The sequence below is a fragment of the Pseudomonas sp. GL-B-19 genome (genome assembly GCF_019956415.1).
Taxonomy (GTDB): domain Bacteria; phylum Pseudomonadota; class Gammaproteobacteria; order Pseudomonadales; family Pseudomonadaceae; genus Aquipseudomonas.
On sequence record NZ_JAHBDK010000031.1, the window covers coordinates 159,137 to 185,310 of the forward strand.

The following is a 26,174-nucleotide window of genomic DNA, read 5'->3' on the forward strand; positions in this document are numbered from 1 at the left end:
CCATGGGAGCCACCTGACATGGAGCGTCTGACACGCATATTGGTCGCACTGACCCGCTGGGGGCTGGGCCTGTGCGCGTTGTTATTGGTGTTGATGGCGTTGTACGTCAGCCTTGGCCGTGAACTGACGCCTCTGGTGGCCGAATACCGTACAGAAGCCGAAACCAAAGCCAGCGAAGCCTTGGGCATGCCGCTGAAAATCGGCAAGCTGGAAGGTAACTGGAGTGGTTTTGCGCCGATCTTGCTGGCTCATGATGTGACAGTCGGAGAGGGCGCAAATGCCCTGCGCCTGGACCAGGTGCGTGCGGTGCCGGACCTGGTGGAAAGTTTGTTGGCTCGCCAGCTGCGCATCGCTCACCTGGAACTCAACGGCCTGAAGATCAGCCTCAAGGAAGGTGACGACGGGAAGTGGGCGCTTGAAGGTCTACCGGTGCAGAAGGATCAGCCGCTTGACCCTGAACAACTGCTCAACCGTCTGCAGATGGTCCAGCAGTTGTCGGTGATTGACAGTCAGGTGACCTTGCAACCACTGGATCATCCGCCGCTGACCCTGACCTACGTCGGCCTTAATTTGAAAGTCGGTGCTGCCCGCCAGCGCCTTGATGCCCGGTTGACCTTGCCAGACGGCCAACCAGTGGCCATGAGCCTTCGCACCCATATCCGCGCCAGTGAATGGCGCGATGGTGAAGCCGAGGCTTACATGAGCCTGCCGCAAAGTGATTGGTCGAAGTGGCTGCCCGAACGCCTTACCCAGCAATGGAATTTTTCCGAGATCAAGGCCGGTGGCGAGCTCTGGATCAATTGGGGCCAGGGCACACTGCAAAGCGCTGCAATCCGCTTGAACGCACTGCAGCTCAAAGGGGCTTACGCCGAACGCAAGCCGATCCAGATCAACAATCTGGCGCTCACAGGCTATTTCCAGCGCAGCGCCGAAGGCGTCGTGGTGACCCTGGATCCCCTGGCCATGAGCTTCGGCGAGACGCGCTGGGAATCGCATCTGCAACTCAAACAAACTTCAGCGACCGACAAGGTCGAAGAGCTCTGGCACTTGCAAGCCGACCGCCTCGACCTCACCCCGCTTACGCCGCTGCTGAACGCCTTGGGTCCACTGCCCGAAGGTGTTGCCACGGCGGTCGAAAAGCTCAAGGTGACCGGCGGGCTGCGCAATGTGCTGATCGACTTTAGACCCAATGCCACTGACGACAGCAAGTTCAGCTTTGCCGCGAACCTCGACCGGGTAGGTTTTGATGCCTATTACGGCGCTCCGGCGGCGCGAAATGTCAGCGGCAGCATCAGCGGTGACCTCGGCAAGGGCGAGCTGCGCATGGACAGCAAGGACTTTGTCCTGCACCTGACCCCCATTTTCGCCAAGCCATGGCAATACCTTCAGGCCAACGCGACGCTGACCTGGAAGCTCGACAAAGAAGGCTTCACCTTGATCGCGCCGTACCTCAAGGTGCTCGGTGAAGAGGGCAAGATTGCCGGCGACTTCCTGATTCGCCTGCATTTCGATCCCACTCAGGATGACTACATGGATCTGCGGGTCGGCATGGTCGATGGGGATGGCAGTTACACCGCCAAGTACCTGCCGACAATGCTCAGCCCGGCGCTGGACGAATGGCTGCGTACGGCCATTATCAAGGGCGCTGTGGACGAAGGTTTCTTCCAGTATCAGGGGTCGCTGAAACCTGGCGCCGGCGATACCGACCGCAGCATCAGCCTGTTCTTCAAGGTGCACGATGCCGAGCTGGCTTTCCAGCCGGGCTGGCCGCATGTCAGCAAGGTCACAGGTGATGTGTTTGTTGAAGACAGTGGCGTGCGGGTTCTGGCCAGCAAGGGCCAGTTGCTCGACACGCAGGTTCGCGATATTTACGTCGATATTCCCCATGTCCCTGATGGAAAAAACGTCCATCTATTCCTCGACGGTGGATTCGCCGGCGACTTGCGCGATGGCTTGAAAATTCTTCAGGAAGCGCCGATAGGCACTGCTGCAACCTTCGCCGGTTGGGAAGGTGAGGGGGATCTACAGGGTAAAGTGAAATTGGATATCCCGCTGGCCAAAGGCGAGCAGCCGAAGATTATCGTCGACTTCAAGACCGCCAAGGCGCGACTGAAACTGGCTGAACCAGTGCTGGAATTGACTCAACTCAAGGGCGATTTCCGCTTTGACAGCACCAAGGGGTTGAGCGGGCAGCACATCAGCGCCCGCGCCTTTGATAAGCCGGTCACTGCGCAGATTTTCGCCGATGGCAATGCGAGTCAACTCAAGACACGCGTCACGGCTTCCGGTCAGGTCGAAGTCAAAAAACTCACTGACTGGTTGCACGTGACTCAGCCGGTACCGGTTTTCGGGGTGATCCCATATCGGCTGCAACTGAACCTGGACGGCGCTAACAGTCAGTTGATAGTCAATTCCAACCTCAAAGGTGTGACAGTCGATTTACCGGCTCCGTTCGGCATGACGGCCGATGCTGGCCGCGATACGTCGTTTCGCATGACCTTGCAAGGGCCAGATCGGCGCTACTGGGTCAACTATGGTCAGTTGGCAAACTTTACGTTTGCAGCACCGAACGGCAATTTTTCCGAGGGGCGTGGTGAGCTGTTCCTCGGTGGTGGCGATGCCGTATTGCCCGGTGCCAAAGGTCTGCGGGTGCGGGGCGTGCTGTCGGAGCTGGATGTCGGCCCGTGGAAGGATTTGGTCGACAAGTACGCCGGCCAGGTTTCGGGCGACAGTGCCAAACAGTTGCTCAGCAGTGCGGACTTCAAGGTTGGCAAGCTCAGTGCGCTGGGCGCTACCCTCGATCAGGCTTCTGTGCAGCTGAACCGAAAGCCCGCCAATTGGGCTCTGCAACTCGACAGTCAGCAGGTCAAAGGCACCGTCGGAGTTCCGGATGCGAAAGGCGCACCGATCACGGTCAATCTGCAATACGTGCGCCTGCCCGCAGCGGATCCCAAGGTAGTGACCGACGAGAACGCGCCCGATCCATTGGTCACGGTGGACCCGACAAAAATTCCGGCGCTGGACATCACCATCAACCAGCTGTTCCTGGGGCAGGATCTGGTGGGCGGCTGGTCAATGAAAATCCGTCCGACCGGGAAGGGTATTGCGCTCAATGCGCTGGACATGGGCCTCAAAGGGATTCTGTTGCAAGGCAGTGGCGGCTGGGAAGGCGTGCCCGGTAACTCCAGCAGTTGGTACAAGGGGCGGATCAGCGGCAAGAATCTTGCCGATGTGCTCAAAGCCTGGGGCTTTGCGCCGAGTGTCACCAGTGAAAAATTTCATACAGACGTTGACGGTCGCTGGCCCGGGTCGCCGGCCTGGCTGGCCACCAAGCGTTTCTCCGGCACCCTTGATGCGACGATTACCAAGGGCCAGATTGTTGAGGTCGACGCCAGTGCCCAGGCCCTGAAAGTCTTCGGCCTGCTTAATTTCAACTCCATCGGTCGACGCTTGCGCCTGGACTTTTCCGACTTGTTCGGAAAAGGCCTGAGTTATGACCGGGTCAAAGGTGTGCTGGTCGGGACCAATGGCGTCTACGTCACCCGTGAACCGATCCGGATGACCGGTCCGTCCACCAACCTTGAACTTGATGGCACCTTGAACCTGGTGGGTGACCGGATCGACGCCAAGATGCTGGTGACGTTGCCGGTGACCAATAACTTGCCGATCGCGGCGTTGCTTGTCGGCGCTCCGGCTGTCGGCGGCGCGCTGTTCCTGATCGACAAACTGATCGGTGACCGCATGGCCCGTTTTGCCAGTGTCCAATACACGGTCAAAGGCCCGTGGAAAGATCCGAAAATCACTTTCGACAAGCCTTTTTGACGCTCTTTTTCAAAAGCCATGTCCCGGGCCGATGGAGTAGCATGGTTAAACGCAGGTCGTGTAGCAGCTGGCGAAGCCTGCGTTCGAGTGCGCAGCAGTCGTAAATCCGGATTGCACGGTTTATCTGAAAGACCATGTCGACCGATTTTACGACTGCTGCGCAGCCGGACGCAGGCTCCGCCAGCTGCTACAGGCTGACACTTCTCAAGTAAGGAAAGACCATGTCGGTAGCGGTGATTCAAATGGTCAGCCAGAGCGACGTGCTGGCCAACCTGACTCAGGCACGCCGGCTGCTCGAACAGGCGGCGGCCAGCGGTGCGCAACTCGCCGTATTGCCGGAAAACTTCGCCGCGATGGGCCGTCGCGACATCGCCGACATCGGCCGTGCCGAAGCGTTGGGCGACGGCCCTATCCTGCCATGGTTGAAACAGACCGCCCTCGACCTCAAGTTATGGATAGTGGCCGGCACGTTGCCGTTGCCGCCGGTGGATCAGCCGACGGCGAAAGTGCATGCCTGCTCGCTGTTGGTGAATGATCATGGCGAGACGGTGGCGCGCTACGACAAGCTGCATTTGTTCGACGTGGACGTGGCGGACAATCGTGGGCGTTACCGCGAGTCCGATGACTATGCTTATGGCAGTGGGGTGGTGGTTGCGGATACACCGGTCGGTCGAGTCGGGCTGACGGTGTGTTATGACCTGCGCTTCCCGGAGCTGTACAGCGAATTACGCGCCGCCGGAGCGGAGCTGATTACTGCGCCGTCGGCGTTCACGGCGGTGACCGGTGCTGCGCATTGGGATGTGCTGATTCGCGCCCGCGCCATCGAGACGCAATGTTATGTGCTGGCGGCCGCTCAGGGTGGGACTCATCCAGGGCCGCGAGAAACCTGGGGGCATGCCGCAATCATCGACCCCTGGGGGCGGGTGCTGGCGCAACAGGATCAAGGCGAGGCCGTGCTGCTGGCCGAACGCGATAGCAGCGAACAGGCGTCCATCAGGGCGCGGATGCCGGTGTCCAGTCACCGGCGCTTTTTCTCGCAGGGCGCTCAGCGACCTGCCTCAGAACGATGAATTTAAGGCGTAAAGCATATGAGCGAGTTGTTGTCCTCAGTCAGTGAACACCTCCTGGCGCCCGGCGGCGTAACGATCGAGAGCCTGCAAGGCGTGCTCGGCGATCTGGCCGGCCCGGGCATCGATGCCGCCGACCTGTATTTCCAGGGGCAGATTTCCGAGTCCTGGGCGCTGGAGGACGGGATCGTCAAGGAAGGCAGCTTTAACCTCGACCAAGGCGTCGGCGTGCGTGCGCAATCGGGTGAAAAAACCGGTTTTGCCTACAGCAATGCCATCACTCTGGAAGCCCTCGGTGCGGCGGCCCGTGCCGCGCGTTCGATCTCCCGCGCCGGGCAGAATGGTACGGTGCAGGCGTTCACCACGCAGGACGTCGCCCAGTTGTACGGGCCCGATAACCCGCTGGAAGTGATGACCCGTGCCGAAAAAGTCGAACTCCTCAAACGCATCGATGCAGCCACTCGCGCCCTCGACCCACGTATCCAGCAAGTGACCGTGAGCATGGCCGGTGTCTGGGAACGTATCCTCATCGCGTCCACTGATGGCAGCCTGGCCGCCGATGTACGACCGCTGGTGCGCTTCAATGTGAGCGTGATCGTCGAGCAAAACGGTCGCCGCGAGCGCGGTGGACATGGTGGCGGCGGGCGTACCGATTACCGCTATTTCCTCGGTGACGACCGCGCCATGGGCTACGCCCGTGAAGCGTTGCGTCAGGCACTCGTCAACCTTGAAGCCATTCCGGCACCGGCCGGTACGCTGCCGGTGGTGTTGGGTTCCGGCTGGTCCGGCGTGCTGCTGCACGAAGCGGTCGGCCACGGTCTGGAAGGCGACTTCAACCGCAAGGGTAGCTCTGCCTACAGCGGGCGCATGGGCGAAATGGTTGCGTCCAAACTGTGCACCATCGTTGATGACGGCACGTTGGCAGGCCGTCGCGGCTCCCTGAGCGTCGATGACGAAGGCACCCCGACCGAGTGCACTACGCTGATCGAAAATGGCGTACTCAAAGGCTACATGCAGGACAAGCTCAACGCCCGCCTGATGGGCGTGGCCCGTACCGGCAACGGTCGTCGTGAGTCCTACGCCCACCTGCCAATGCCGCGCATGACCAACACCTACATGCTGGCGGGCGAAAGCGATCCGGCAGAAATCATCGCCTCGGTGAAGCGCGGCATTTACTGCGCCAACCTCGGTGGTGGACAGGTGGACATCACCAGCGGCAAGTTTGTGTTCTCCACCAGCGAAGCGTATCTGATTGAAGACGGCAAGATTACTGCGCCGGTCAAAGGCGCGACATTGATCGGTAACGGTCCGGAAGCCATGAGCAAGGTGTCGATGGTCGGTAACGATCTGGCGCTGGACAGCGGCGTTGGGACGTGCGGCAAGGATGGGCAGTCGGTGCCGGTGGGTGTCGGCCAGCCAACGCTGAAAATCGATGCGATCACTGTGGGTGGCACAGGCGCATAAGTGGCTTTTGAAAAAGTGAAGCTTCGGGTGAGCCGCTTGGCGGCTCACCCCGGAAGGGACTTAACGCAGACCGCGTTGAGTCTCGTCCAGCTCACGGATGTACTTGAAGATTTTACGGCTCGATGCCGGTGGCTTGTTGGTCGCCAATTCGTGCTGGGCCTGACGGATCAGGGAGCGCAATTGCTGACGATCAGCCTCCGGGTAGTCGAGCACGAACTTCTCCAGGACTGCATCGTCGCCCGCGATCAAGCGATCGCGCCAGCGTTCCAGGCCATGGAAACGTTCGTTGTACTGCCGGGTGGAGGCATCGAGTTGATCGAGCAAAGTCAGAATGGCGTCAGTGTCCTGATCGCGCATCAGTTTGCCGATGAACATAAGGTGCCGTTTACGCGCGATATTCGCGGTGTGCTTGGGCGCATCGGCCAGGGCCCGGCGCATAGCGTCGGTCAACGGCAGTTTTGCCAGCAAGTCAGGCTTGAGTGTTGTAAGGCGCTCGCCAAGGTCAACCAGAGCATGAAGCTCGCGTTTAACCTGGGATTTGCTTTTTTCTCCCGTATCGAGGGAGTCGTCGTAAGAATCAACCATGGTGGCCGTCCGCAAAGAAACGCCGCCATGATAACCAGTCGGGGGCCGCTTGTCCGGCCCGGTCGCTCGAAGGCCATACCGAAAGCAGAATTTGAGTGGAGAACAGCATGAGTGCAGTTGAAAGCGTCGGCCCACAAGCGTTGCCGGCACTGCAAGAACAAGTCGAGCAGATCATCGCTGAAGCCAAGCGTCAGGGCGCCAGCGCCTGCGAAGTTGCCGTGTCCCTGGAGCAGGGCCTGTCAACGTCGGTCCGTCAGCGTGAGGTCGAAACTGTCGAATTCAACCGCGATCAGGGCTTTGGCATCACCTTGTACGTCGGCCAGCGCAAAGGTTCGGCCAGCACCTCGGCGAGCGGTCCTGAGGCGATTCGCGAGACCGTCGCTGCGGCGCTGGCCATCGCCAAACACACTTCCGAAGACGAAGCCTCGGGCCTGGCTGATGCCGCGCTGATGGCTCGCGATCTGCAGGATTTCGACCTGTTCCACCAATGGGATATCACGCCGGAGCAAGCCATCGAACAAGCGTTGGCCTGCGAAGCCGCCGCGTTTGCCACCGACAGCCGGATCAAGAACGCTGACGGCACCACGCTCAGCACCCATCAGGGTTGCCGCGTGTACGGCAACAGCCACGGATTTATCGGCGGCTACGCGTCGACGCGCCACAGCTTGAGCTGCGTGATGATCGCCGAGGCCGACGGTCAGATGCAGCGCGATTACTGGTACGACGTAAACCGTCAGGGCAATTTGCTGGCCGACCCGGTGAGCATTGGTCAGCGTGCCGCGCAACGGGCGGCGAGCCGTCTGGGTGCGCGTCCGGTGCCGACCTGCGAAGTGCCGGTGCTGTTTTCCGCTGAGTTGGCCGGTGGTTTGTTTGGCAGCTTCCTCTCGGCCATTTCCGGCGGAAGTCTGTATCGAAAATCATCGTTCCTGGAAGGCACGCTGGGTCAGAAGCTGTTCCCGGAATGGTTGACCATCGACGAGCGTCCGCACTTGATGCGCGCCTTGGGCAGTTCCGCATTCGATGGCGATGGCCTGGCGACTTACGCCAAACCGTTCGTCGAAAAGGGTGAGTTGGTCTCCTACATCCTCGGCACGTACTCCGGGCGCAAGCTCGGCATGCCAAGCACCGCCAACGCTGGCGGCGTGCACAACCTGTTCGTCACCCATGGGGACGAAGATCAGGCCGCGTTGTTGCGCCGCATGGGTCGTGGCTTGTTGGTCACGGAACTGATGGGCCAGGGCCTGAACATGGTCACCGGCGATTACTCCCGAGGCGCGGCGGGTTTCTGGGTCGAGAACGGTGAGATCCAGTTCGCGGTGCAGGAAGTCACCATCGCCGGCAACATGCGTGACATGTTCAAGCAGATCGTTGCGGTTGGTAATGACCTGGAGTTGCGCAGCAACATTCGCACGGGGTCGGTGCTGATCGAGCGGATGACGGTGGCGGGTAGCTGACCCTTACCGCTTCAAAAAAGGCGCGCCACCCAATCGGGTGGCGCGCCTTTTTTATGCGCCTTGCACCGTCCCCTGTGGGAGTCAGCCGCCTATGCGGACGTTGTAGCAGCTGGCGAAGCCTGACGCAGCTTGCGGCAGCTGCTACAGAGGGCAGTTTTTACTCGCCTTCTTCGAAAAAGTTATTGATCAACGCCACCAGCGCATCCAGCGCTTCCTGTTCTTGCTCGCCTTCGGTACTCAAGTGAATTCTGGTGCCTTTGCCGGCGGCGAGCATCATCATGGCCATGATACTTTTCCCGTCAACCATTGATTCTGGCGTCTTCCCTGCCCTGATCTGACACGGATACTTACCCGCCACTCCAACAAATTTTGCAGAAGCACGGGCATGCAGGCCCAGCTTGTTGATGATTTCGATTTCCAGAGCAGGCATCGCGATGTGAATCCTTTAGCTGAGGTCGCGGTGGCGGACCTGGACGTTCTTCAGGGATTGTTGCAGGACCTGGCCCAGACGTTCGGTCAGGTAGACGGAGCGATGATGTCCTCCGGTGCAGCCAATGGCGATGGTGACATAAGCGCGGTTGCTCGCGGCAAAGCGCGGCAGCCACTTGAGCAAATACGATGATATGTCCTGGAACATCTCTTCGACGTCCGGTTGGGCTGCCAGGTACTCGGCCACCGGTTGATCAAGCCCGGACTGAGCGCGCAATTCCGGCTTCCAATAAGGGTTGGGCAGGCAGCGCACGTCGAACACCAGGTCTGCGTCGACCGGCATGCCGCGCTTGAATCCGAAAGACTCGACCAGGAACGCAGTACCGGCTTCCGGCTGGTTCAACAGGCGCAGCTTGATGGTATCGCGCAGCTGATACAGGTTCAGGTGGGTGGTATTGATTTTGAGATCTGCCAGATCGGCGATCGGACCCAGCAGATTACTTTCGTCCTCGATGGCTTCTGCCAACGAACGGTTGGCGTTGCTCAGCGGGTGACGACGGCGGGTTTCGGAAAAGCGCTTGAGCAGGGTTTCTACGTCGGCGTCCAGGTACAGCACATCGCACTTGATATGCCGGCTCCGGACTTCATCCAGCAGTTCGGGAAACCGCGAAAGGTGACTCGGCAAGTTACGCGCATCAATGGATACGGCGACCAGCGGTTGTGCCAGTTCGGTATGAATCAGTGCGCGTTCCGCCAACTCCGGCAGCAGGCCGGCGGGCAGGTTGTCGATGCAGTAGTAGCCGTTGTCCTCGAGAACATCGAGGACGGTGCTTTTACCTGAGCCGGAGCGGCCGCTGACTATGATCAAGCGCATGATTACTGACCGTTTTGCTCGTCCAGGACAACCTGATACAAGGCTTCGTTGCTCGGAGCGCTGCGAAGACGATCACGGACTTCCTTGCGATCGAGCATGCTGGCGATCTGGCGGAGCAGTTCCAGGTGCGCATCGGTAGCCGCTTGCGGGACCAGCAGTACAAACAGCAGGTCAACCGGGGCGCCGTCGATGGCGTCGAAATCAATGGGGGCGTCAAGGTGCATCAAGGCGCTGATGGGTGACTCGCAGCCCTTCAGGCGACAGTGGGGGATGGCGATGCCGTTGCCAAAACCGGTCGAGCCGAGTTTTTCACGGGCAATCAATGCCTCGAAGACATCTTGCATCTCCAGATCCGGCACTTCCCGGGCGATCAGGTTGGCAATTTGCTCGAGGGCTTTCTTTTTACTGCCGCCCGGCACGTTCACGAGGGAACGGCCGGGGGTCAGGATGTTTTCAAGTCGGATCATGGGTTGGGAGTGTTAACGACCGGTCGCACCCTGGAGGAGGCTCTGGGTCTTTTCCTTATGCTTTTTGAGTTGTTTATCCAGCTTGTCGGTCAGTGAGTCGATCGCCGCGTACATATCGGTATGTTCCGCGTTTGCGACCACTTCATTGCCGGGAATATGCAGGGTGGCTTCGATTTTCTGCTTCAGCTTCTCGACCGTCATCGTGACCTGCACGTTGGTGATCTTGTCGAAATGCCGCTCTAATCGTTCGAGTTTTTCGCCGATGTAGGTGCGAAGAGGTTCGGTCACTTCCAGTTGGTGTCCACTGATGTTGACTTGCATACAGCTTCTCCTTCGTTGCCAGTGCATAAAGCGGTAGATCAAATGATCTACCACTGGAACGCTGTGGCGTGGCTCTACATCAACCGCTTGCGTTCGCTCGAAGGCGCGATCCCGAGGGACTCGCGGTACTTGGCGACGGTGCGGCGAGCCACCTGAATGCCTTGTGCCTCCAGTAAACCAGCGATCTTGCTGTCACTCAACGGCTTTTTCTGATTTTCCGCGGCAACCAGCTTTTTGATGATCGCGCGGATCGCTGTGGACGAGCATTCACCGCCTTCGGAGGTGCTGACGTGGCTGGAGAAAAAGTATTTCAGCTCATAAATACCCCGTGGGGTATGCATGAATTTTTGCGTGGTCACCCGTGAAATCGTCGACTCGTGCATGCCCACGGCTTCGGCAATGTCATGCAGGACCAGTGGTTTCATGGCTTCGTCGCCGTATTCCAGGAAGCCGCGCTGATGCTCGACGATCTGGGTGGCGACTTTCATCAGTGTTTCGTTACGGCTTTGCAGGCTCTTGATGAACCAGCGGGCCTCTTGCAACTGATTGCGCATGAAGGTGTTGTCGGCGCTGGTGTCGGCGCGACGGACAAACCCGGCGTATTGGGCGTTGACCCGCAGTCGTGGTACTGATTCCTGATTCAGTTCCACCAGCCAGCGTTCGTTGTCCTTGCGCACGATAACGTCGGGAACGACGTATTCGGCTTCGCTGGATTCGATCTGCGAGCCGGGGCGCGGGTTGAGACTCTGGACCAGCTCGATGATCTGTCGCAGTTCATCTTCCTTGATCTTCATCCGGCGCATCAGCTGGGAGTAGTCGCGGCTGCCGAGCAGATCGATGTAGTCGCTGACCAGGCGTTTGGCTTCGGCGAGCCAAGGCGTATTGGCTGGCAATTGGCGCAATTGCAGCAGCAGGCATTCGCCCAGGTTACGAGCGCCGATACCGGCCGGCTCGAATTGCTGGATGCGGTGCAGGACGGCTTCGATTTCGTCCAGTTCGATGTCCAGTTCCGGATCGAAGGCTTCGAGGATTTCCTCGAGAGTTTCATCCAGATAGCCCTGATTGTTGATGCAGTCGATCAGAGTCACGGCGATCAGGCGATCGGTGTCGGACATCGGTGCCAGGTTCAGTTGCCACAACAGGTGGCTTTGCAGGCTCTCGCCAGCCGATGTGCGAGTAGTGAAATCCCATTCGTCGTCATCGTTGCTCGGCAGGCTGCTGGCGCTGGTCTGGTAAACGTCTTCCCATGCGGTATCGACCGGCAGTTCATTGGGAATGCGCTCGTTCCAGTCGCCTTCCTCGAGGTTGTCCACCGTGGGGGCGGTTTCCTGGTAGGAGGGTTCCTGAATGTCGGCGTTGGGTTGCTGCTCGGCTTTGTCGGCCAAGGGGTCGACGTTGTCGAAGTCGTCGCCTTCTTCCTGGCGTTCGAGCATCGGATTGGACTCCAGGGCCTCCTGGATTTCCTGTTGCAGGTCCAGGGTCGACAATTGGAGCAGGCGGATGGCCTGTTGCAGCTGCGGTGTCATCGTCAGCTGCTGGCCCATTCTCAAGACTAGCGATGGTTTCATGGCAGGGGCTTAACACCTTATTCGCCGGCGCACATGCGCCATCCACTACAGGGCGCCGGAGCGCCAAACATAAGCAAATTATATGCCTGAAACTGAAGTGTTTGCCTAGAGCGCTGTAACAATAAAAACCTGTTGATTTTTACTGTGATAAGCGCTCAGTCGACTAGCCAGACACATCAACGCTTACAGGCGGAACTCATGGCCCAGATAGACTTCTTTAACCAGGTCGTTGGCCAGGATAGTGGCGGCATCGCCTTCGGCGATCAGCTGGCCATCGTTGACGATGTAGGCGGTTTCGCAGATATCCAGGGTTTCACGGACGTTGTGGTCAGTGATCAGCACGCCAATGCCCTTGGCCTTGAGATGGTAGATGATCTGTTTGATGTCGCCGACCGAAATCGGGTCCACGCCGGCGAAGGGTTCGTCGAGCAGGATGAATTTCGGGTTGGTAGCCAATGCCCGGGCGATTTCCACGCGGCGGCGTTCACCGCCCGACAGGCTCATGCCGAGGTTGTCGCGGATGTGGCTGATGTGGAATTCCTGCAGCAGGCTTTCCAGCTCTTTGCGACGTCCGGCCTTGTCGAGTTCCTTGCGCGTCTCGAGGATCGCCATGATGTTGTCGGCGACCGAGAGTTTGCGGAAGATCGACGCTTCTTGCGGCAGATAGCCGATACCGGCCTTTGCACGACCGTGCATTGGCTGGTGGCTGACGTCCAGATCGTCGATCAGCACACGGCCCTGATCGGCCTGCACCAGGCCGACAATCATGTAGAAGCAGGTGGTCTTGCCGGCGCCGTTGGGACCTAGCAGGCCGACGATTTGACCGCTGTCGATCGACAGGCTGACGTCACGCACGACCTGGCGGCTCTTGTAGCTCTTGGCCAGATGCTGAGCTTTCAGAGTTGCCATTACGGGGCCTTTTGCTCGTCGGTTTTTTTCTTCGGCTGGATCACCATGTCGATACGCGGACGCGACTCGGTCACCTTGCTGCCGGTAGCGCGACCGGCGCTGGCGAGTTTTTTCTCGGTGTCGTAGACGATTTTCTCGCCTAGGGTGATGTTGTTGTCCTTGTCGACAACTTTTGCCTTGTCGATCAGTACTACGCGATTTTGCGCGGCATGGTACTGGATGGTCACACCCCAACCCTGGACAGGCTTGGGGTCGCCTGCAGTTTGCAGTTGCTCGAAGTAGGCCAGATTGCCCACCGAGGTCACCACGTCAATGTCGCCAGTCGGGGTGCGGGTCATGGTCACTTTATTGCCGGTAACCTTCATCGAGCCCTGGGTGATGATCACGTCGCCCGTATAGGTGGCAACGCCGTTCTTGTCGTCCAGCTGGGCGTCGTCGGCCTGAATGCGAATAGGCTGTTGCTGATCTTCCGGCAGAGCCCAGGCGCTCACGCTTCCCAGTGCTGCGCCCAGACTGAGCAAAATAGGGAGGGTTTTAACGAGCCTCATACTGTCCTCTTACGTTAGATAGCAGGTGTATCCTGCTTTCTTTCAAGTACGCTTTCATTCCGATGCCTGTCGATACACCGCCAGCGCCGTCGATACTAACGGGTTGATCGGTCTGCGCATATTGCTGCTGCGGGAACACAGTCATACGGGTGGTGGTGATCAGGGTCCTGCGGTTTTTTTCGTCGAAACGGGTGATGCGTACCGAGTCGATCAGCTCGACCTGGGTGCCATCCGGGTTGACTTCCCCGTGTTCACTCTGGACGTGCCAGGGAAACTCGGTGCCGCGAAACATGTTCAGGTCCGGATTGGTCAGCAATGTGACCTCGGACGCTTTCAGGTGTTCGACCTTGTCGGACGTCATTTCGTACTGCAATTTGCCGTCCGGCAGGAACTGCACGCTGTGGGCGTTGGTCGCGTAATAGTCGATCGTGCTTTCATCGACCTTGACCACTGGTTTGTCGAGGAAGCGTTCCGGGCTGATGTTCCAGTAGCCGACCGCAGCGAACAGCGCGGCGATGCAACTGAATAACAGGATGTTACGAAACTTTTTGCTCAGCATAGTCGGCTCACAGGTACGCAGCGTTGGCCGCATCGAGGCGGCCCTGGGCGCGCAGGATCAATTCGCAGAATTCGCGAGCGGCACCCTCGCCACCCCGGGCAACGGTAATGCCATGGGCGTTTTCACGCACGAAGCTGGTGGCGTTGGCTACCGCCATACCCAGGCCGACGCGGCGAATCACCGGCAGGTCCGGCAAGTCGTCACCGAGATAGGCAACTTGTTCATAGCTTAGGTTGAGTTGAGCCAGAAGCTCGTCCAGCACCACCAGTTTGTCTTCGCGCCCCTGATAAAGGTGGGGGATGCCGAGGTTTTTCGCTCGTCGTTCGACCACCGGGGTTTTGCGGCCACTGATGATAGCGGTCTGCACGCCCGCTGCCATCAGCATCTTGATGCCTTGGCCGTCGAGCGTATTGAACGTCTTGAATTCACTGCCGTCTTCGAGAAAGTACAGGCGCCCGTCGGTCAGCACGCCATCGACGTCGAACACCGCGAGTTTGATCTGTTGGCCGCGTTGCAGCAGGTCCGTGTTCATTACATTACTCCCGCACGCAGCAAGTCGTGCATGTTCAGGGCGCCGACCGGACGGTCTTCGCTGTCGACCACCACCAGCGCGTTGATTTTGTGGTCTTCCATGATTTTCAGGGCCTCGGCGGCGAGCATTTCGGCGCGGGCGGTCTTGCCATGAGCGGTCATGACCTGTTCGATGGTGGCGCTGTGGATGTCGATGCTGCGATCCAGTGTGCGACGCAAGTCACCGTCGGTGAAGATCCCGGCCAGTTTGCCATCAGCTTCCAGAATGACGGTCATGCCCAAGCCCTTGCGGGTCATTTCCATCAATGCGTCTTTAAGCAGGGTGCCACGCTGAACCTGTGGCAAATCTTGACCGGCGTGCATGACATTCTCCACTTTCAACAGCAGGCGTCGGCCAAGCGCGCCACCGGGGTGGGAAAAGGCGAAGTCTTCAGCGGTAAAGCCACGAGCTTCCAGCAGCGCGACGGCCAGGGCATCGCCCATCACCAGGGCGGCCGTGGTGGAGGAGGTGGGTGCCAGGTTCAGCGGGCAGGCCTCGTGTTCGACGTGAACGTTGAGGTTGACCTCGGCGGCCTTGGCCAGCGGGGATTCCGGGTTGCCGGTCACGCTGATCAATTGAATGCCCAGACGCTTGATCAGGGGCAGCAAGGTCAGGATTTCATTGGTGGAGCCGGAGTTCGACAGGGCCAGGATGATGTCATCCCGCGTGATCATGCCCATGTCGCCGTGGCTGGCTTCGGCGGGGTGGACGAAAAAAGCCGTGGTGCCGGTGCTGGCCAGGGTCGCGGCGATCTTGCTGCCGATGTGTCCTGATTTACCCATGCCGACCACAACCACGCGGCCTTTGCTGGCCAGAATCATCTCGCAAGCGCGTACGAAATCTGCGTCGATGTGGGGCAGCAAGCCTTCTACGGCTTCCAGTTCGAGGCGGATGGTGCGTTGTGCTGATTGAATCAGGTCACTGGATTGGCTCATGTCGGAAATCGTATAGCCTGATGAAAGGCGGCGATTATAGCGGTAATGATCAAAACCCTCACGCAAGTTCGTTGCGCTTTGTCATTCCCGATGACGCAATCCCCTCTAAACAAGGCTTTTTGCCGATGATGTTACTGAAGATGGGCTGGCTTTGGCCTTGGGCGCCGGGCCTTTGCAGTGATATAGTTCGCGGCCAGTTCGGCCTGCCCGGGGAGGTATGTGCTTTCGTCAGAGAGTCAGGCGTCCGAGTGAGAGGCTGCATCGCAAGGAGATTAGATGAGTGCCGATAACGCCTACGCGGTCGAGCTGAAGGGACTGTCCTTCAAGCGCGGTACGCGCAGCATTTTCAATAACGTCGATATCCGTATCCCGCGTGGCAAGGTCACCGGCATCATGGGACCGTCCGGGTGTGGCAAAACCACGCTGTTACGATTGATGGGTGCACAATTGCGTCCAACAAAGGGCGAAGTCTGGGTCAACGGTCAGAACCTGCCGAAATTGTCGCGCAGTGATCTGTTCGATGCGCGCAAGCACATGGGAGTGCTGTTCCAGAGCGGCGCCCTGTTTACCGACCTTGACGTGTTCGAGAACGTCGCCTTCCCGCTGCGCGTTCATACCGAGCTGCCGGAAGAAATGATCCGTGACATCGTCCTGCTTAAATTGCAGGCCGTGGGCTTGCGTGGTGCTATCGACCTGATGCCTGACGAATTGTCCGGCGGCATGAAGCGTCGTGTTGCGCTGGCCCGGGCGATTGCCCTCGACCCGCAGATCCTCATGTACGACGAGCCCTTTGTCGGCCAGGACCCCATCGCCATGGGCGTGCTGGTGCGCCTGATCCGCTTGCTCAACGATGCGCTGGGCATCACCAGTATCGTGGTCTCCCACGATCTGGCCGAAACCGCGAGCATCGCCGACTACATCTATGTCGTCGGCGAAGGCCAGGTATTGGGGCAGGGGACTCCCGAGGAGTTGATGAACTCGCAGGAGCCACGGATCCGTCAATTCATGACCGGCGAACCCGACGGTCCGGTCGCATACCACTTTCCAGCGACGGATTACCGCGCAGATCTTCTGGGGAAGCGTTGATGCGCAAGATTTCATTAATAGAACGCGTGCGCCGGTTTGGCCACGCCGGCATCGATGTGCTGGCGGTGTTCGGTCGTTCGACGATATTCCTGTTTCATGCCTTGCTCGGTCGCGGTGGCATCGGCGGCGGTTTTGGTCTGCTGATCAAGCAACTGCATTCAGTGGGCGTCATGTCCCTGGTGATCATTGTGGTCTCCGGGGTGTTCATCGGGATGGTGCTGGCGCTGCAAGGCTTCAACATTCTGTCGAGCTACGGCTCGGAGCAGGCGGTCGGGCAGATGGTTGCGCTCACGCTGCTGCGTGAACTGGGTCCCGTTGTGACAGCGCTGTTGTTCGCCGGGCGTGCCGGTTCGGCGCTGACGGCCGAAATCGGCAACATGAAATCCACCGAACAGTTGTCCAGTCTGGAAATGATTGGTGTCGACCCGCTCAAATACATTGTTGCCCCGCGCCTGTGGGCCGGCTTCATTTCCCTGCCGGTGCTGGCGATGATCTTCAGCGTGGTGGGTATCTGGGGCGGCTCGTGGGTGGCTGTCGACTGGCTGGGTGTGTACGAAGGCTCCTATTGGTCGAACATGCAAAACAGCGTGACGTTCACTGATGATGTGCTCAATGGCATCATCAAAAGCATCGTCTTCGCGTTCGTCGTGACCTGGATCGCCGTATTCCAAGGCTATGACTGTGAGCCCACTTCCGAGGGGATCAGTCGTGCCACTACCAAGACCGTGGTGTATGCCTCTTTGGCTGTTCTCGGCCTGGACTTTATTCTGACCGCTTTGATGTTTGGAGATTTCTGATGCAAAACCGCACCCTGGAAATCGGTGTCGGCCTTTTCTTGCTGGCTGGCATCCTGGCTTTGCTGTTGCTGGCTTTGCGGGTCAGTGGACTGTCCCCGAGCCCGAGCACCGACACCTATAAACTTTATGCCTACTTCGACAATATCGCCGGTTTGACTGTCAGAGCCAAAGTGACCATGGCCGGTGTGACCATCGGCAAGGTCACAGCGATCGATCTGGACCGCGACAGCTTCACCGGTCGGGTGACCATGCAACTGGAAAAGCGAGTAGATAACCTGCCGACTGACTCCACTGCATCTATTCTGACCGCTGGCCTGTTGGGCGAGAAGTACATCGGTATCAGCGTGGGCGGCGAAGAAGCCTTGCTCAAGGATGGTGGAACCATCCATGACACGCAGTCATCGCTGGTGCTCGAAGACCTGATCGGTAAATTCCTGCTCAATACCGTTAGCAAAGAAGCTAAATGAGGAACTGTTAAATGATCTCTACCTTGCGACGTGGCCTGTTGGTAATGCTCGCGGTGTTTCCGTTGGTGTCCCACGCCGTGGCGGCGCCTTCCGCGCACGAACTGGTACAAGACACCACCAACCGTATGCTGGCCGATCTGAAGGCCAATAAAGAGAAGTACAAGCAGGACCCGCAGGACTTTTATACGGCGCTGAACACGATCGTCGGACCTGTGGTGGATGCCGAGGGTATTTCCAAGAGCATCATGACGGTCAAGTATTCAAAGAAAGCCACGCCGGCGCAGATGAAAACCTTTGAAGAAAACTTCAAAAAGGGTCTGTTCCAGTTTTATGGCAATGCTTTGCTTGAATACAACAACCAGGGCATCACCGTTGATCCCGCCAAAGACGAGTCCGGCAATCGCACCAGTGTTGGCATGACCGTCAAAGGCAGTAACGGCGCGATCTATCCTGTGTCTTACACACTGGAAAAGATCAATGGCGAGTGGAAGCTGCGCAACGTGATCATCAACGGGATCAACATCGGCAAGCTGTTCCGTGATCAATTCGCTGATGCGATGCAGCGCAATGGCAACAACCTGGACCAGACCATCAACAGCTGGGCCGGGGAAGTCGCCAAAGCCAAGGAAGCCACTGAAAAATCCCCCGAGAAAAAACCCCAATGAGTGTGTCGGCCATTCGCATCAGCGAAACCGGCGAGCTGCAGTTGAGTGGCATGCTGGACTATCGCACCGGCCCGGATCTGCGCAAGCAGGGGCAGGCGTTGATCAAGTCCAGCACGGCTACTGAACTGGTGGTTGATTGTTCGGCAGTGTTGAAATCCAGCAGCGTCGGCTTGTCGCTGCTGCTGTGCTTCATGCGTGATGCAGAGGCGGCCGGTAAGGCGCTGAGCATTCGCGCGATGCCCGAAGACATGCGTGAAATCGCTCAGGTCAGCGAATTGACCGAGCTGTTGGCGCACCCCTGACCGCATCTATAAAGAAGCCCCCCGTCAGAGTCCTGCTTAGCGGGGTTCGCAGGCGCGGGGCTTTTTTGTATGATGTCCGACCCGTGCGCACAGGGCGCCGATTGAGGTTGAGCATGCAGGCCGTAGAAGTGAAGAGCTTCCTTGAAGGAAAGCTGCCCGGAACGTTGGTAGAAGTTGAGGGCGAAGGCTGCAATTTCCAGCTGAACGTGATTAGCGATGAACTGGCGGCATTGAGCCCGGTGAAGCGTCAGCAGCAGATCTATGCCCATTTGAACCCATGGATCACCGATGGCAGCATCCATGCGGTCACTATGAAATTTTTCAGCAGCGCGGCCTGGGCCGAGCGCACCTGAGCCCAAGGGCGTCGAGATTCTTATGGATAAATTGATTATTACCGGTGGCGTTCGTCTTGATGGCGAAATCCGCATCTCCGGGGCAAAGAACTCTGCCCTGCCGATCCTGGCTGCCACCCTGCTGTGTGATGGCCCGGTTACAGTGGCCAACCTGCCGCACCTGCACGACATCACCACGATGATCGAGCTGTTCGGTCGCATGGGCATTGAGCCGGTGATCGACGAGAAGCTCAGCGTCGAAATCGACCCACGCACCATCAAGACCCTGATCGCACCGTACGAACTGGTTAAAACCATGCGTGCGTCGATCCTGGTACTCGGCCCGATGGTTGCCCGTTTCGGCGAAGCCGAAGTCGCACTGCCTGGCGGTTGCGCCATCGGTTCGCGTCCGGTTGACCTGCACATCCGTGGCCTTGAAGCCATGGGCGCGGTCATCGACGTCGAAGGCGGCTACATCAAGGCCAAGGCGCCAGAAGGCGGCTTGCGCGGCGCGAACTTCTTCTTCGATACCGTCAGCGTGACCGGTACCGAAAACATCATGATGGCCGCTGCCCTGGCCAAGGGTCGCAGTGTGTTGGCAAACGCCGCACGCGAGCCAGAAGTGGTCGACCTGGCCAACTTCCTGAACGCCATGGGTGCCAAGGTTTCCGGCGCGGGCACCGACACCATCACCATCGATGGCGTCGAGCGTCTGCACACCACCACTTACAAGGTGATGCCCGACCGAATCGAAACCGGTACTTACCTGGTCGCTGCTGCCGTGACCGGCGGCCGTGTAAAGGTCAAGGATACCGATCCGACCATCCTCGAAGCCGTGCTTGAGAAACTCAAGGAATCGGGCGCTGAAATCACCTGCGGCGAAGACTGGATCGAGCTGAACATGCACGGCAAGCGGCCAAAAGCCGTCAACGTGCGGACTGCCCCATACCCGGCGTTCCCGACTGACATGCAAGCGCAGTTCATCTCCCTGAACGCCATTGCCGAAGGCACGGGCGCAGTGATCGAGACGATCTTCGAAAACCGCTTCATGCACGTATACGAACTGCACCGCATGGGCGCTCATATCCAGGTCGAAGGCAACACCGCCATCGTCACCGGCATCGAAAAGCTCAAGGGCGCACCAGTCATGGCCACCGACCTGCGTGCTTCGGCCAGCCTGGTCATCTCGGCGCTGATCGCTGAAGGCGACACCCTGATCGACCGCATCTACCACATCGACCGTGGTTACGAGTGCATCGAAGAGAAACTGCAAATGCTCGGCGCCAAGATCCGCCGCGTACCGGGCTAGTTTTTGCTGCATGGGCACATGGACGTGCCCGTTGAATTCGTTTCAAATCGAGGCAGTCTTTTCATTGTTGAGAAAGCCTCGAAGTATGTCCGGCGCCGTTTGCGACCGGGCATGAGTACCTTGATAAGGACTGACGTTTCCCATGTTGACCATCGCACTGTCCAAGGGCCGCATCCTTGACGACACCCTGCCGCTTCTGGCTGAAGCGGGTATCGTGCCGACCGAGAATCCGGACAAGAGTCGCAAGCTGATCATTCCCACGACCCAGCCTGACGTACGTCTGCTGATCGTGCGCGCCACCGATGTGCCGACCTACGTCGAACATGGTGCCGCGGACCTCGGCGTCGCCGGTAAAGATGTGCTGATGGAATATGGCGGCCAGGGCTTGTACGAGCCTTTGGACCTGCGAATTGCCCTCTGCAAGCTGATGACTGCCGGCCGTGTCGGCGATGTCGAGCCTAAGGGCCGCCTGCGGGTGGCGACCAAGTTCGTCAACGTTGCCAAGCGTTACTACGCCGAGCAGGGTCGCCAGGTCGACATCATCAAGCTTTACGGCTCGATGGAGCTGGCGCCGCTGATTGGTCTGGCGGACAAGATCATTGACGTGGTCGACACCGGCAACACCCTGCGCGCCAATGGCCTGGAACCCCAGGATTTCATTGCCGACATCAGCTCCCGGCTGATCGTCAACAAAGCTTCGATGAAAATGCAGCACGCCCGAATCCAGGCGTTGATCGACACCCTGCGCAAGGCAGTGGAGTCTCGACACCGCGGCTGATTTACCTGCGCGACGTTAAGTCGCGCCCGTCTATCCGCCTCATAGCCAGAATTCTCAGGTGCCCAAGCGGATCGATGGTAGCTTCGGGCGCCTGAGTTTTTGCCATTCCTATGAGGCTCTCGCTATGACCGCACCGACTGCAATTCGCCGACTCAACGCTGCTGACCCGGATTTCGCACATCATCTGGATCATCTGCTGAGCTGGGAAAGTGTGTCTGACGACTCGGTCAATCAGCGGGTGCTGGACATCATCAAAGCCGTGCGCGAGCGTGGCGATGCGGCGCTGGTGGAATTCACCCAGAAGTTCGATGGCCTGGAAGTCGCCTCGATGGCCGACCTGATCCTGCCGCGCGAACGTCTGGAACTGGCGCTGACCAGGATCACCGTGCCTCAGCGCGAAGCCCTGGAAAAAGCCGCAGCCCGCGTGCGCAGCTACCACGAAAAACAGAAACAGGATTCCTGGACCTACACCGAAGCCGACGGCACGGTGCTCGGCCAGAAGGTCACGCCGCTGGACCGCGCCGGTCTGTATGTACCGGGCGGCAAGGCGTCGTACCCGTCCTCGGTGTTGATGAACGCGATCCCGGCCAAAGTGGCTGGTGTGACCGAAGTGGTCATGGTGGTACCGACCCCGCGCGGTGAAATCAACGAACTGGTACTGGCCGCGGCCTGCATCGCCGGCGTCGACCGCGTATTCACCATCGGCGGCGCGCAAGCGGTTGCCGCGTTGGCCTACGGCACCGAAAGCGTGCCGAAGGTCGACAAAGTGGTTGGCCCGGGCAACATTTATGTCGCCACCGCCAAGCGTCACGTATTTGGTCAGGTCGGTATCGACATGATCGCCGGCCCGTCCGAGATTCTCGTGGTGTGCGACGGCCAGACCGATCCGGACTGGATCGCCATGGACCTGTTCTCCCAGGCCGAACACGATGAAGACGCCCAGGCGATTCTGGTCAGTCCGGATGCCGAGTTCCTCGACAAGGTTGCCGCGAGCATTAACAAATTGATGCCGACCATGGAGCGTGCCGAGATCATCGCAACCTCGATGAATGGCCGTGGTGCGCTGATCAAGGTCCGCGATATGGCGCAAGCCATCGAAGTGGCCAACCGCATTGCCCCGGAACACCTGGAGCTGTCGGTCGCTGATCCGCAAGCCTGGTTGCCGCACATCCGTCACGCAGGCGCGATCTTCATGGGTCGCCACACATCCGAAGCGCTGGGCGACTACTGCGCCGGTCCGAACCACGTGTTGCCGACTTCCGGCACCGCGCGTTTCTCGTCGCCGCTGGGTGTGTACGACTTCCAGAAACGCTCGTCGATCATCTTCTGCTCCGAGCAGGGTGCGTCCGAACTGGGCAAGACCGCTTCCGTACTGGCCCGTGGCGAGTCGCTGACCGCCCACGCCCGCAGCGCCGAATTCCGCATCATTGACGACAAGCAGGGGAACTGAAGATGAGTAAATTCTGGAGCCCCTTCGTCAAGAGCCTGGTGCCTTACGTGCCGGGCGAGCAGCCGAAACTGACGAAACTGGTGAAGCTCAACACCAACGAAAATCCATACGGTCCATCGCCCAAAGCGTTGGCCGCCATGCAGACCGAACTGAACGATAACCTGCGTTTGTACCCGGACCCGAACAGCGATGTGCTCAAGCAGGCTGTTGCCAGGTACTACGGCGTCCAGGGCAATCAGGTGTTCCTCGGCAACGGTTCCGATGAAGTCCTGGCGCACATCTTTCACGGTTTGCTGCAACACGATCAGCCGCTGCTGTTCCCGGACATCAGCTACAGCTTCTATCCGGTTTATTGCGGGTTATATGGCATCAAGTTCGACGCCGTGCCGCTGGACGAGCAATTCCAGATCAACCCGGCCGACTATGCCAAGCCGAACGGCGGGATCATCTTCCCGAACCCGAACGCCCCCACGGGTTGCCTGCTGGCGCTGGACGCCGTCGAGCAAATTCTCAAGGCCAGCCCGGATTCGGTGGTCGTGGTTGATGAGGCTTACATCGACTTTGGCGGTGAGACGGCCATCAGCCTGGTCGACCGTTATCCAAACCTGCTGGTGACGCAGACCCTGTCCAAGTCCCGTTCGCTGGCCGGCCTGCGGGTTGGCCTGGCGGTGGGGCATCCGGACCTGATCGAGGCGCTGGAGCGGATCAAGAACAGCTTCAACTCTTATCCGCTGGATCGTCTGGCGATAGTGGGGGCTGCGGCGGCGTTTGAGGATCGCGAGTACTTCGACAAGACCTGCCGGTTGGTCATCGATAGCCGTGACAAGGTCATCGGGCAGTTGGAGGCGAAGGGCTTTGAGGTATTGCCGTCGGCGGCGAACTTCATTTTCGCCCGTCACCCAACGCACGATGCGGCCGGGTTGGCGGCGAAGTTGCGGGAGCAGGGTGTGATCGTTCGGCACTTCAAGCAGGAGCGGATTGCCCAGTTCCTGCGGATCTCCATCGGCACACCTGAGCAGAATCAGGCGCTGATCGACGGCCTCGGTGATCTGTAGGAATCATTACGGGAATTGTTGCACTGACCAAGCTTAATTATCGTGAGCTTGGTCAGGCTGCTCTTGGCGTACTTTCTCAGCGGCTTGCGTCAAATGTGCCAGAGACTTTTCGAGGTGTTGTTTCGTTTGTAATGAATTCGAACACACCGGTGGCTCGGCTCACGCCGCTGTTTGATGTCAATGTTATTGTTATTTCGCCGGTTTGAGCGATGAGGTTGGTTGTTCCAAAGTTGTAAGACCATTGAAGATGGTTTTGGGTTGGGAAGTCAGTTGGGTAGCGTAGTGTTACCTTTTTGTTTTCATCGATGCCAGGGGGAAAGCCAATAGCAAGATTATAAGTCGAAGATGTAGAACCAATAATTATTCCGCCAGATTTCTCACCTGCGAACATGTGTAATAACACGTCTTTAGCAAGAAAATCGGGTTCGCGCTCAATGGTGGCCGTAAAGGTGCCTATCTTCTGGGCGCTATTTGCTGTTACAGGATTAAGACTGGTCACGAGTGCAGCTCCTTTAGTTATAAATAGTAAGTTTTATTCTGTGATTCTGCCTTTTGCGATATGAACGGTAACCTTGGAATGGTTCGAGGGCTACTGTCAGAAATGACAGTTGCTTAGCTTGATTTGGAATAAGCATTGTTGATTGAGGTTAGTAATCGTCGCAGTACTTATTGTTACTCATGATGCGATTCGTTGATAAAATTCATTGAGTAGAACAGACCTCGGCTGGAAGTAACCTGGTTGTTGTTTATCGGGACTTGTGTGTGAGTCGATATCACATTTAACCCTCCATTACCCACCAGGGTCACGGTGACGTTTTCGCAGGCCCTGCGAAGCGCCAGCAGGTCAACGGTGTGGTTGGCCGGTAACCGCCCAGATATTTGAACTCACGGCAGGAACCATGCAAACGGACTGCGGGACGTCGCGTTTCGCGGTGTCGGTTTTAGTTGCGCTGGAGGAGCGAGTGGCGCGGTAACCCGCCGATGGGATTAGTAGTCGCAAGTAACGCTGAAGGTGTTCAGTTCGAGGGTGTCGGACTCTTCGGCGAAGACCGCATCTCGCAACAGGCCGAGGGCAAGACTTGCCACCGCGGCCATTGTTCAAGACGACATGTCTGCTGTTAGCCCATATTCCTTGGGTTAATGCTTACTCTTCTTCTTTCTCTTTGACCGGCGCCGGCGGCGGACGCAGGCCGATCTCGGCCGTGAGCTTCAGCTCTTTGCCATTGCGCATCACCTGAATCGTGACCTTGTCCATCGGTTTGATCCGTGCGACCTGGTTCATCGAACGGCGCCCATCACCCGCTGGCTCACCGTCGATGGAGAGAATCACATCGCCCAATTGCAGGCCAGCCTTCTGCGCGGGACCATCCCGGAAAATCCCCGCGACCACAATCCCCGGACGTCCCGACAGACCAAACGACTCCGCCAGTTCCTGGCTCAACGGCTGTACTTCAATGCCTAGCCAACCGCGAATCACCTGGCCGTGTTCGATGATCGACTTCATCACTTCCATGGCCAGTTTGACCGGGATCGCAAACCCGATGCCTTGCGAACCGCCGGACTTGGAGAAAATCGCGGTGTTGATGCCAGTCAGGTTGCCACTGGCGTCCACCAGCGCACCACCGGAGTTGCCGGGGTTGATCGCGGCGTCGGTCTGGATGAAGTCTTCGTAGTTGTTCAGGCCCAACTGGTTACGCCCAGTGGCACTGATGATGCCCATGGTCACGGTCTGGCCGACACCGAACGGGTTGCCGATGGCCAGCGCCACGTCGCCGATGCGGATGTTGTCGGAACGGCCGACAGTGATGGAAGGAAGGTTCTTCAGATCAATCTTCAGGACCGCGAGGTCGGTCTCCGGGTCGCTGCCAATCACACGGGCCAGGGTTTCGCGGCCATCCTTGAGCGCCACCACGATCTGGTCGGCACCCATGGTCACATGGTTGTTGGTCAGCAAATAGCCTTCCGGGCTCATGATCACACCGGAACCGAGGCTCGATTCCATGCGCTTCTGCTTGGGCGAATTGTCGCCGAAGAAGCGGCGGAACTGCGGGTCTTCAAACAGCGGATGGCTCGGTTTGTTGATGACTTTGGTGGTGTACAGGTTGACCACCGACGGTGCGGCCGTGGTGACGGCGTCGGCGTAAGACACCGGCCCCTGTTGCACGCTGGTCGTTTGCGGTGCTTGCTGCAAATTCACGTCAAGGCTTGGAAGCCCGACCCACTGCGGGTAACGCTGAATTATCAAAAGAGCGATAAGCACACCGGCCAACAGCGGCCAGCCGGAAAAACGCAGCGCCTTGAGCATTAAGCACGTCCTGAAAGGTTGCAGGCGGTATGAGACCGCCCATAATGTCGCGCAT

The 26,174-nt window shown here is 58.6% G+C and carries 27 protein-coding genes and 1 pseudogene; 14 read left to right on the forward strand and 14 right to left on the reverse strand.

Translation table 11 applies throughout. The features are described 5' to 3' along the window. The first annotated feature begins 18 nt into the window (after positions 1-18). The 3 genes from KGB06_RS13530 (at position 19) to tldD (ending at position 6,353) form a co-directional block, all read left to right on the forward strand. Complete coding sequence (locus KGB06_RS13530) at positions 19-3,822, forward strand: YhdP family protein (protein WP_223516499.1); 3,804 nt, start codon at positions 19-21, stop codon at positions 3,820-3,822. Positions 3,823-4,043: 221 nt separating this feature from the next. Further along, positions 4,044-4,892, forward strand: a complete 849-nt coding sequence (locus tag KGB06_RS13535) for a carbon-nitrogen hydrolase family protein (protein WP_223516500.1) — start codon at positions 4,044-4,046, stop codon at positions 4,890-4,892. A gap of 18 nt (positions 4,893-4,910) precedes the next feature. Continuing rightward, positions 4,911-6,353 (forward strand): metalloprotease TldD, encoded by a 1,443-nt coding sequence (tldD, locus tag KGB06_RS13540; protein WP_223516501.1) that lies wholly within the window; start codon positions 4,911-4,913, stop codon positions 6,351-6,353. Between the two features lie 60 nt (positions 6,354-6,413). Here the strand turns inward: tldD and yjgA are convergent, their stop codons facing one another. Next, complete coding sequence (gene yjgA, locus KGB06_RS13545) at positions 6,414-6,938, reverse strand: ribosome biogenesis factor YjgA (protein WP_007901505.1); 525 nt, start codon at positions 6,936-6,938, stop codon at positions 6,414-6,416. Between the two features lie 107 nt (positions 6,939-7,045). Between yjgA and pmbA the strand changes: the two genes are divergently transcribed. After that, positions 7,046-8,392, forward strand: a complete 1,347-nt coding sequence (gene pmbA / locus KGB06_RS13550) for a metalloprotease PmbA (protein ID WP_027924526.1) — start codon at positions 7,046-7,048, stop codon at positions 8,390-8,392. Between the two features lie 157 nt (positions 8,393-8,549). Here the strand turns inward: pmbA and KGB06_RS13555 are convergent, their stop codons facing one another. The 10 genes from KGB06_RS13555 to KGB06_RS13600 form a co-directional block, all read right to left on the reverse strand. Next, the gene (locus KGB06_RS13555) at positions 8,550-8,822 is read right to left on the reverse strand and encodes an HPr family phosphocarrier protein (protein ID WP_223516502.1); all 273 of its coding nucleotides are present in this window, start codon (positions 8,820-8,822) and stop codon (positions 8,550-8,552) included. Positions 8,823-8,837: 15 nt separating this feature from the next. After that, entirely contained in the window at positions 8,838-9,695 is an 858-nt protein-coding gene (gene rapZ, locus KGB06_RS13560) for an RNase adapter RapZ (protein WP_223516503.1), read from the reverse strand. A 2-nt stretch (positions 9,696-9,697) separates the two neighbouring features. Beyond that, positions 9,698-10,162: a PTS IIA-like nitrogen regulatory protein PtsN gene (ptsN, locus tag KGB06_RS13565; RefSeq protein ID WP_223516504.1), complete on the reverse strand. Its 465-nt coding sequence runs from the start codon at positions 10,160-10,162 to the stop codon at positions 9,698-9,700. Between the two features lie 12 nt (positions 10,163-10,174). Further along, complete coding sequence (hpf, locus tag KGB06_RS13570) at positions 10,175-10,483, reverse strand: ribosome hibernation-promoting factor, HPF/YfiA family (RefSeq protein ID WP_046026821.1); 309 nt, start codon at positions 10,481-10,483, stop codon at positions 10,175-10,177. A 74-nt stretch (positions 10,484-10,557) separates the two neighbouring features. Continuing rightward, positions 10,558-12,051 carry an RNA polymerase factor sigma-54 gene (locus KGB06_RS13575; RefSeq protein ID WP_223516505.1) on the reverse strand — a complete coding sequence of 498 codons (1,494 nt, stop codon included), beginning with the start codon at positions 12,049-12,051 and terminating at the stop codon, positions 10,558-10,560. 183 nt (positions 12,052-12,234) lie between these two features. After that, on the reverse strand, positions 12,235-12,960 hold the full coding sequence (gene lptB, locus KGB06_RS13580) for an LPS export ABC transporter ATP-binding protein (protein WP_007942755.1): 726 nt from the start codon (positions 12,958-12,960) through the stop codon (positions 12,235-12,237). Further along, positions 12,960-13,508 carry a lipopolysaccharide transport periplasmic protein LptA gene (lptA, locus tag KGB06_RS13585; protein ID WP_223516506.1) on the reverse strand — a complete coding sequence of 183 codons (549 nt, stop codon included), beginning with the start codon at positions 13,506-13,508 and terminating at the stop codon, positions 12,960-12,962. The genes lptB and lptA overlap by 1 nt, the downstream gene beginning before the upstream one ends. Next, complete coding sequence (lptC, locus tag KGB06_RS13590; RefSeq protein WP_223516507.1) at positions 13,495-14,067, reverse strand: LPS export ABC transporter periplasmic protein LptC; 573 nt, start codon at positions 14,065-14,067, stop codon at positions 13,495-13,497. Before lptC ends, lptA begins: the two co-directional genes overlap by 14 nt. 7 nt (positions 14,068-14,074) lie before the next feature. Then, positions 14,075-14,599 carry a KdsC family phosphatase gene (locus KGB06_RS13595; protein ID WP_223516508.1) on the reverse strand — a complete coding sequence of 175 codons (525 nt, stop codon included), beginning with the start codon at positions 14,597-14,599 and terminating at the stop codon, positions 14,075-14,077. Beyond that, positions 14,599-15,573 (reverse strand): KpsF/GutQ family sugar-phosphate isomerase, encoded by a 975-nt coding sequence (locus tag KGB06_RS13600; protein WP_223516509.1) that lies wholly within the window; start codon positions 15,571-15,573, stop codon positions 14,599-14,601. The genes KGB06_RS13595 and KGB06_RS13600 overlap by 1 nt, the downstream gene beginning before the upstream one ends. Before the next feature lie 276 nt (positions 15,574-15,849). Here KGB06_RS13600 and KGB06_RS13605 point away from each other — a divergent pair, with 276 nt between their 5' ends. The 10 genes from KGB06_RS13605 to hisC all read left to right on the forward strand — a co-directional run bounded on the left by KGB06_RS13605 (position 15,850) and on the right by hisC (position 23,814). Beyond that, positions 15,850-16,659, forward strand: coding sequence for an ATP-binding cassette domain-containing protein (locus tag KGB06_RS13605; protein WP_007942749.1), 810 nt, complete (start codon positions 15,850-15,852; stop codon positions 16,657-16,659). Continuing rightward, positions 16,659-17,456 carry a lipid asymmetry maintenance ABC transporter permease subunit MlaE gene (mlaE, locus tag KGB06_RS13610; RefSeq protein ID WP_007942748.1) on the forward strand — a complete coding sequence of 266 codons (798 nt, stop codon included), beginning with the start codon at positions 16,659-16,661 and terminating at the stop codon, positions 17,454-17,456. Before KGB06_RS13605 ends, mlaE begins: the two co-directional genes overlap by 1 nt. Beyond that, complete coding sequence (gene mlaD / locus KGB06_RS13615; protein ID WP_223516510.1) at positions 17,456-17,923, forward strand: outer membrane lipid asymmetry maintenance protein MlaD; 468 nt, start codon at positions 17,456-17,458, stop codon at positions 17,921-17,923. The genes mlaE and mlaD overlap by 1 nt, the downstream gene beginning before the upstream one ends. Positions 17,924-17,934: 11 nt before the next feature. Next, positions 17,935-18,588, forward strand: coding sequence for a phospholipid-binding protein MlaC (locus tag KGB06_RS13620; protein WP_223516511.1), 654 nt, complete (start codon positions 17,935-17,937; stop codon positions 18,586-18,588). Beyond that, entirely contained in the window at positions 18,585-18,890 is a 306-nt protein-coding gene (locus tag KGB06_RS13625; protein ID WP_223516512.1) for a lipid asymmetry maintenance protein MlaB, read from the forward strand. Before KGB06_RS13620 ends, KGB06_RS13625 begins: the two co-directional genes overlap by 4 nt. Positions 18,891-19,003: 113 nt before the next feature. Next, entirely contained in the window at positions 19,004-19,243 is a 240-nt protein-coding gene (locus KGB06_RS13630; protein WP_007912386.1) for a BolA family protein, read from the forward strand. A gap of 22 nt (positions 19,244-19,265) precedes the next feature. Further along, positions 19,266-20,531, forward strand: a complete 1,266-nt coding sequence (gene murA / locus KGB06_RS13635) for a UDP-N-acetylglucosamine 1-carboxyvinyltransferase (protein ID WP_150782105.1) — start codon at positions 19,266-19,268, stop codon at positions 20,529-20,531. 142 nt (positions 20,532-20,673) lie between these two features. Next, positions 20,674-21,309 (forward strand): ATP phosphoribosyltransferase, encoded by a 636-nt coding sequence (gene hisG, locus KGB06_RS13640; RefSeq protein ID WP_007942738.1) that lies wholly within the window; start codon positions 20,674-20,676, stop codon positions 21,307-21,309. Between the two features lie 124 nt (positions 21,310-21,433). Next, a complete protein-coding gene (gene hisD, locus KGB06_RS13645; RefSeq protein WP_223516513.1) occupies positions 21,434-22,759 on the forward strand; it encodes a histidinol dehydrogenase in 1,326 nt (441 codons plus the stop codon). Between the two features lie 2 nt (positions 22,760-22,761). Then, a complete protein-coding gene (hisC, locus tag KGB06_RS13650) occupies positions 22,762-23,814 on the forward strand; it encodes a histidinol-phosphate transaminase (RefSeq protein WP_223516514.1) in 1,053 nt (350 codons plus the stop codon). Positions 23,815-23,890: 76 nt separating this feature from the next. On the opposite strand, the gene KGB06_RS13655 is transcribed toward hisC, so the two are convergent. The 3 genes and pseudogenes from KGB06_RS13655 to algW form a co-directional block, all read right to left on the reverse strand. Further along, complete coding sequence (locus KGB06_RS13655) at positions 23,891-24,313, reverse strand: hypothetical protein (protein WP_223516515.1); 423 nt, start codon at positions 24,311-24,313, stop codon at positions 23,891-23,893. Positions 24,314-24,706: 393 nt separating this feature from the next. Continuing rightward, a pseudogene (locus KGB06_RS13660) lies at positions 24,707-24,909 on the reverse strand (hypothetical protein); the annotation flags it as partial. Positions 24,910-24,958: 49 nt separating this feature from the next. Beyond that, a complete protein-coding gene (algW, locus tag KGB06_RS13665) occupies positions 24,959-26,119 on the reverse strand; it encodes a Do family serine endopeptidase AlgW (protein WP_223516516.1) in 1,161 nt (386 codons plus the stop codon). Between the last annotated feature and the right edge of the window lie 55 nt (positions 26,120-26,174).

Excerpts from the sequence above, each read along its gene's own strand:
- KGB06_RS13575 (WP_223516505.1), bottom strand. The coding sequence starts at position 12,051 with ATGAAACCATCGCTAGTCTTGAGAATGGGCCAGCAGCTGACGATGACA.
- rapZ (WP_223516503.1), bottom strand. The coding sequence starts at position 9,695 with ATGCGCTTGATCATAGTCAGCGGCCGCTCCGGCTCAGGTAAAAGCACC.
- tldD (WP_223516501.1), top strand. The coding sequence starts at position 4,911 with ATGAGCGAGTTGTTGTCCTCAGTCAGTGAACACCTCCTGGCGCCCGGC.
- lptC (WP_223516507.1), bottom strand. The coding sequence starts at position 14,067 with ATGCTGAGCAAAAAGTTTCGTAACATCCTGTTATTCAGTTGCATCGCC.
- KGB06_RS13620 (WP_223516511.1), top strand. The coding sequence starts at position 17,935 with ATGATCTCTACCTTGCGACGTGGCCTGTTGGTAATGCTCGCGGTGTTT.
- hisG (WP_007942738.1), top strand. The coding sequence starts at position 20,674 with ATGTTGACCATCGCACTGTCCAAGGGCCGCATCCTTGACGACACCCTG.
- KGB06_RS13530 (WP_223516499.1), top strand. The coding sequence starts at position 19 with ATGGAGCGTCTGACACGCATATTGGTCGCACTGACCCGCTGGGGGCTG.
- mlaD (WP_223516510.1), top strand. The coding sequence starts at position 17,456 with ATGCAAAACCGCACCCTGGAAATCGGTGTCGGCCTTTTCTTGCTGGCT.
- lptA (WP_223516506.1), bottom strand. The coding sequence starts at position 13,508 with ATGAGGCTCGTTAAAACCCTCCCTATTTTGCTCAGTCTGGGCGCAGCA.
- KGB06_RS13535 (WP_223516500.1), top strand. The coding sequence starts at position 4,044 with ATGTCGGTAGCGGTGATTCAAATGGTCAGCCAGAGCGACGTGCTGGCC.
- KGB06_RS13595 (WP_223516508.1), bottom strand. The coding sequence starts at position 14,599 with ATGAACACGGACCTGCTGCAACGCGGCCAACAGATCAAACTCGCGGTG.
- pmbA (WP_027924526.1), top strand. The coding sequence starts at position 7,046 with ATGAGTGCAGTTGAAAGCGTCGGCCCACAAGCGTTGCCGGCACTGCAA.
- ptsN (WP_223516504.1), bottom strand. The coding sequence starts at position 10,162 with ATGATCCGACTTGAAAACATCCTGACCCCCGGCCGTTCCCTCGTGAAC.
- KGB06_RS13605 (WP_007942749.1), top strand. The coding sequence starts at position 15,850 with ATGAGTGCCGATAACGCCTACGCGGTCGAGCTGAAGGGACTGTCCTTC.
- hpf (WP_046026821.1), bottom strand. The coding sequence starts at position 10,483 with ATGCAAGTCAACATCAGTGGACACCAACTGGAAGTGACCGAACCTCTT.
- yjgA (WP_007901505.1), bottom strand. The coding sequence starts at position 6,938 with ATGGTTGATTCTTACGACGACTCCCTCGATACGGGAGAAAAAAGCAAA.
- KGB06_RS13625 (WP_223516512.1), top strand. The coding sequence starts at position 18,585 with ATGAGTGTGTCGGCCATTCGCATCAGCGAAACCGGCGAGCTGCAGTTG.
- lptB (WP_007942755.1), bottom strand. The coding sequence starts at position 12,960 with ATGGCAACTCTGAAAGCTCAGCATCTGGCCAAGAGCTACAAGAGCCGC.
- mlaE (WP_007942748.1), top strand. The coding sequence starts at position 16,659 with ATGCGCAAGATTTCATTAATAGAACGCGTGCGCCGGTTTGGCCACGCC.
- algW (WP_223516516.1), bottom strand. The coding sequence starts at position 26,119 with ATGCTCAAGGCGCTGCGTTTTTCCGGCTGGCCGCTGTTGGCCGGTGTG.
- KGB06_RS13630 (WP_007912386.1), top strand. The coding sequence starts at position 19,004 with ATGCAGGCCGTAGAAGTGAAGAGCTTCCTTGAAGGAAAGCTGCCCGGA.
- KGB06_RS13600 (WP_223516509.1), bottom strand. The coding sequence starts at position 15,573 with ATGAGCCAATCCAGTGACCTGATTCAATCAGCACAACGCACCATCCGC.
- hisC (WP_223516514.1), top strand. The coding sequence starts at position 22,762 with ATGAGTAAATTCTGGAGCCCCTTCGTCAAGAGCCTGGTGCCTTACGTG.
- hisD (WP_223516513.1), top strand. The coding sequence starts at position 21,434 with ATGACCGCACCGACTGCAATTCGCCGACTCAACGCTGCTGACCCGGAT.
- KGB06_RS13555 (WP_223516502.1), bottom strand. The coding sequence starts at position 8,822 with ATGCCTGCTCTGGAAATCGAAATCATCAACAAGCTGGGCCTGCATGCC.
- murA (WP_150782105.1), top strand. The coding sequence starts at position 19,266 with ATGGATAAATTGATTATTACCGGTGGCGTTCGTCTTGATGGCGAAATC.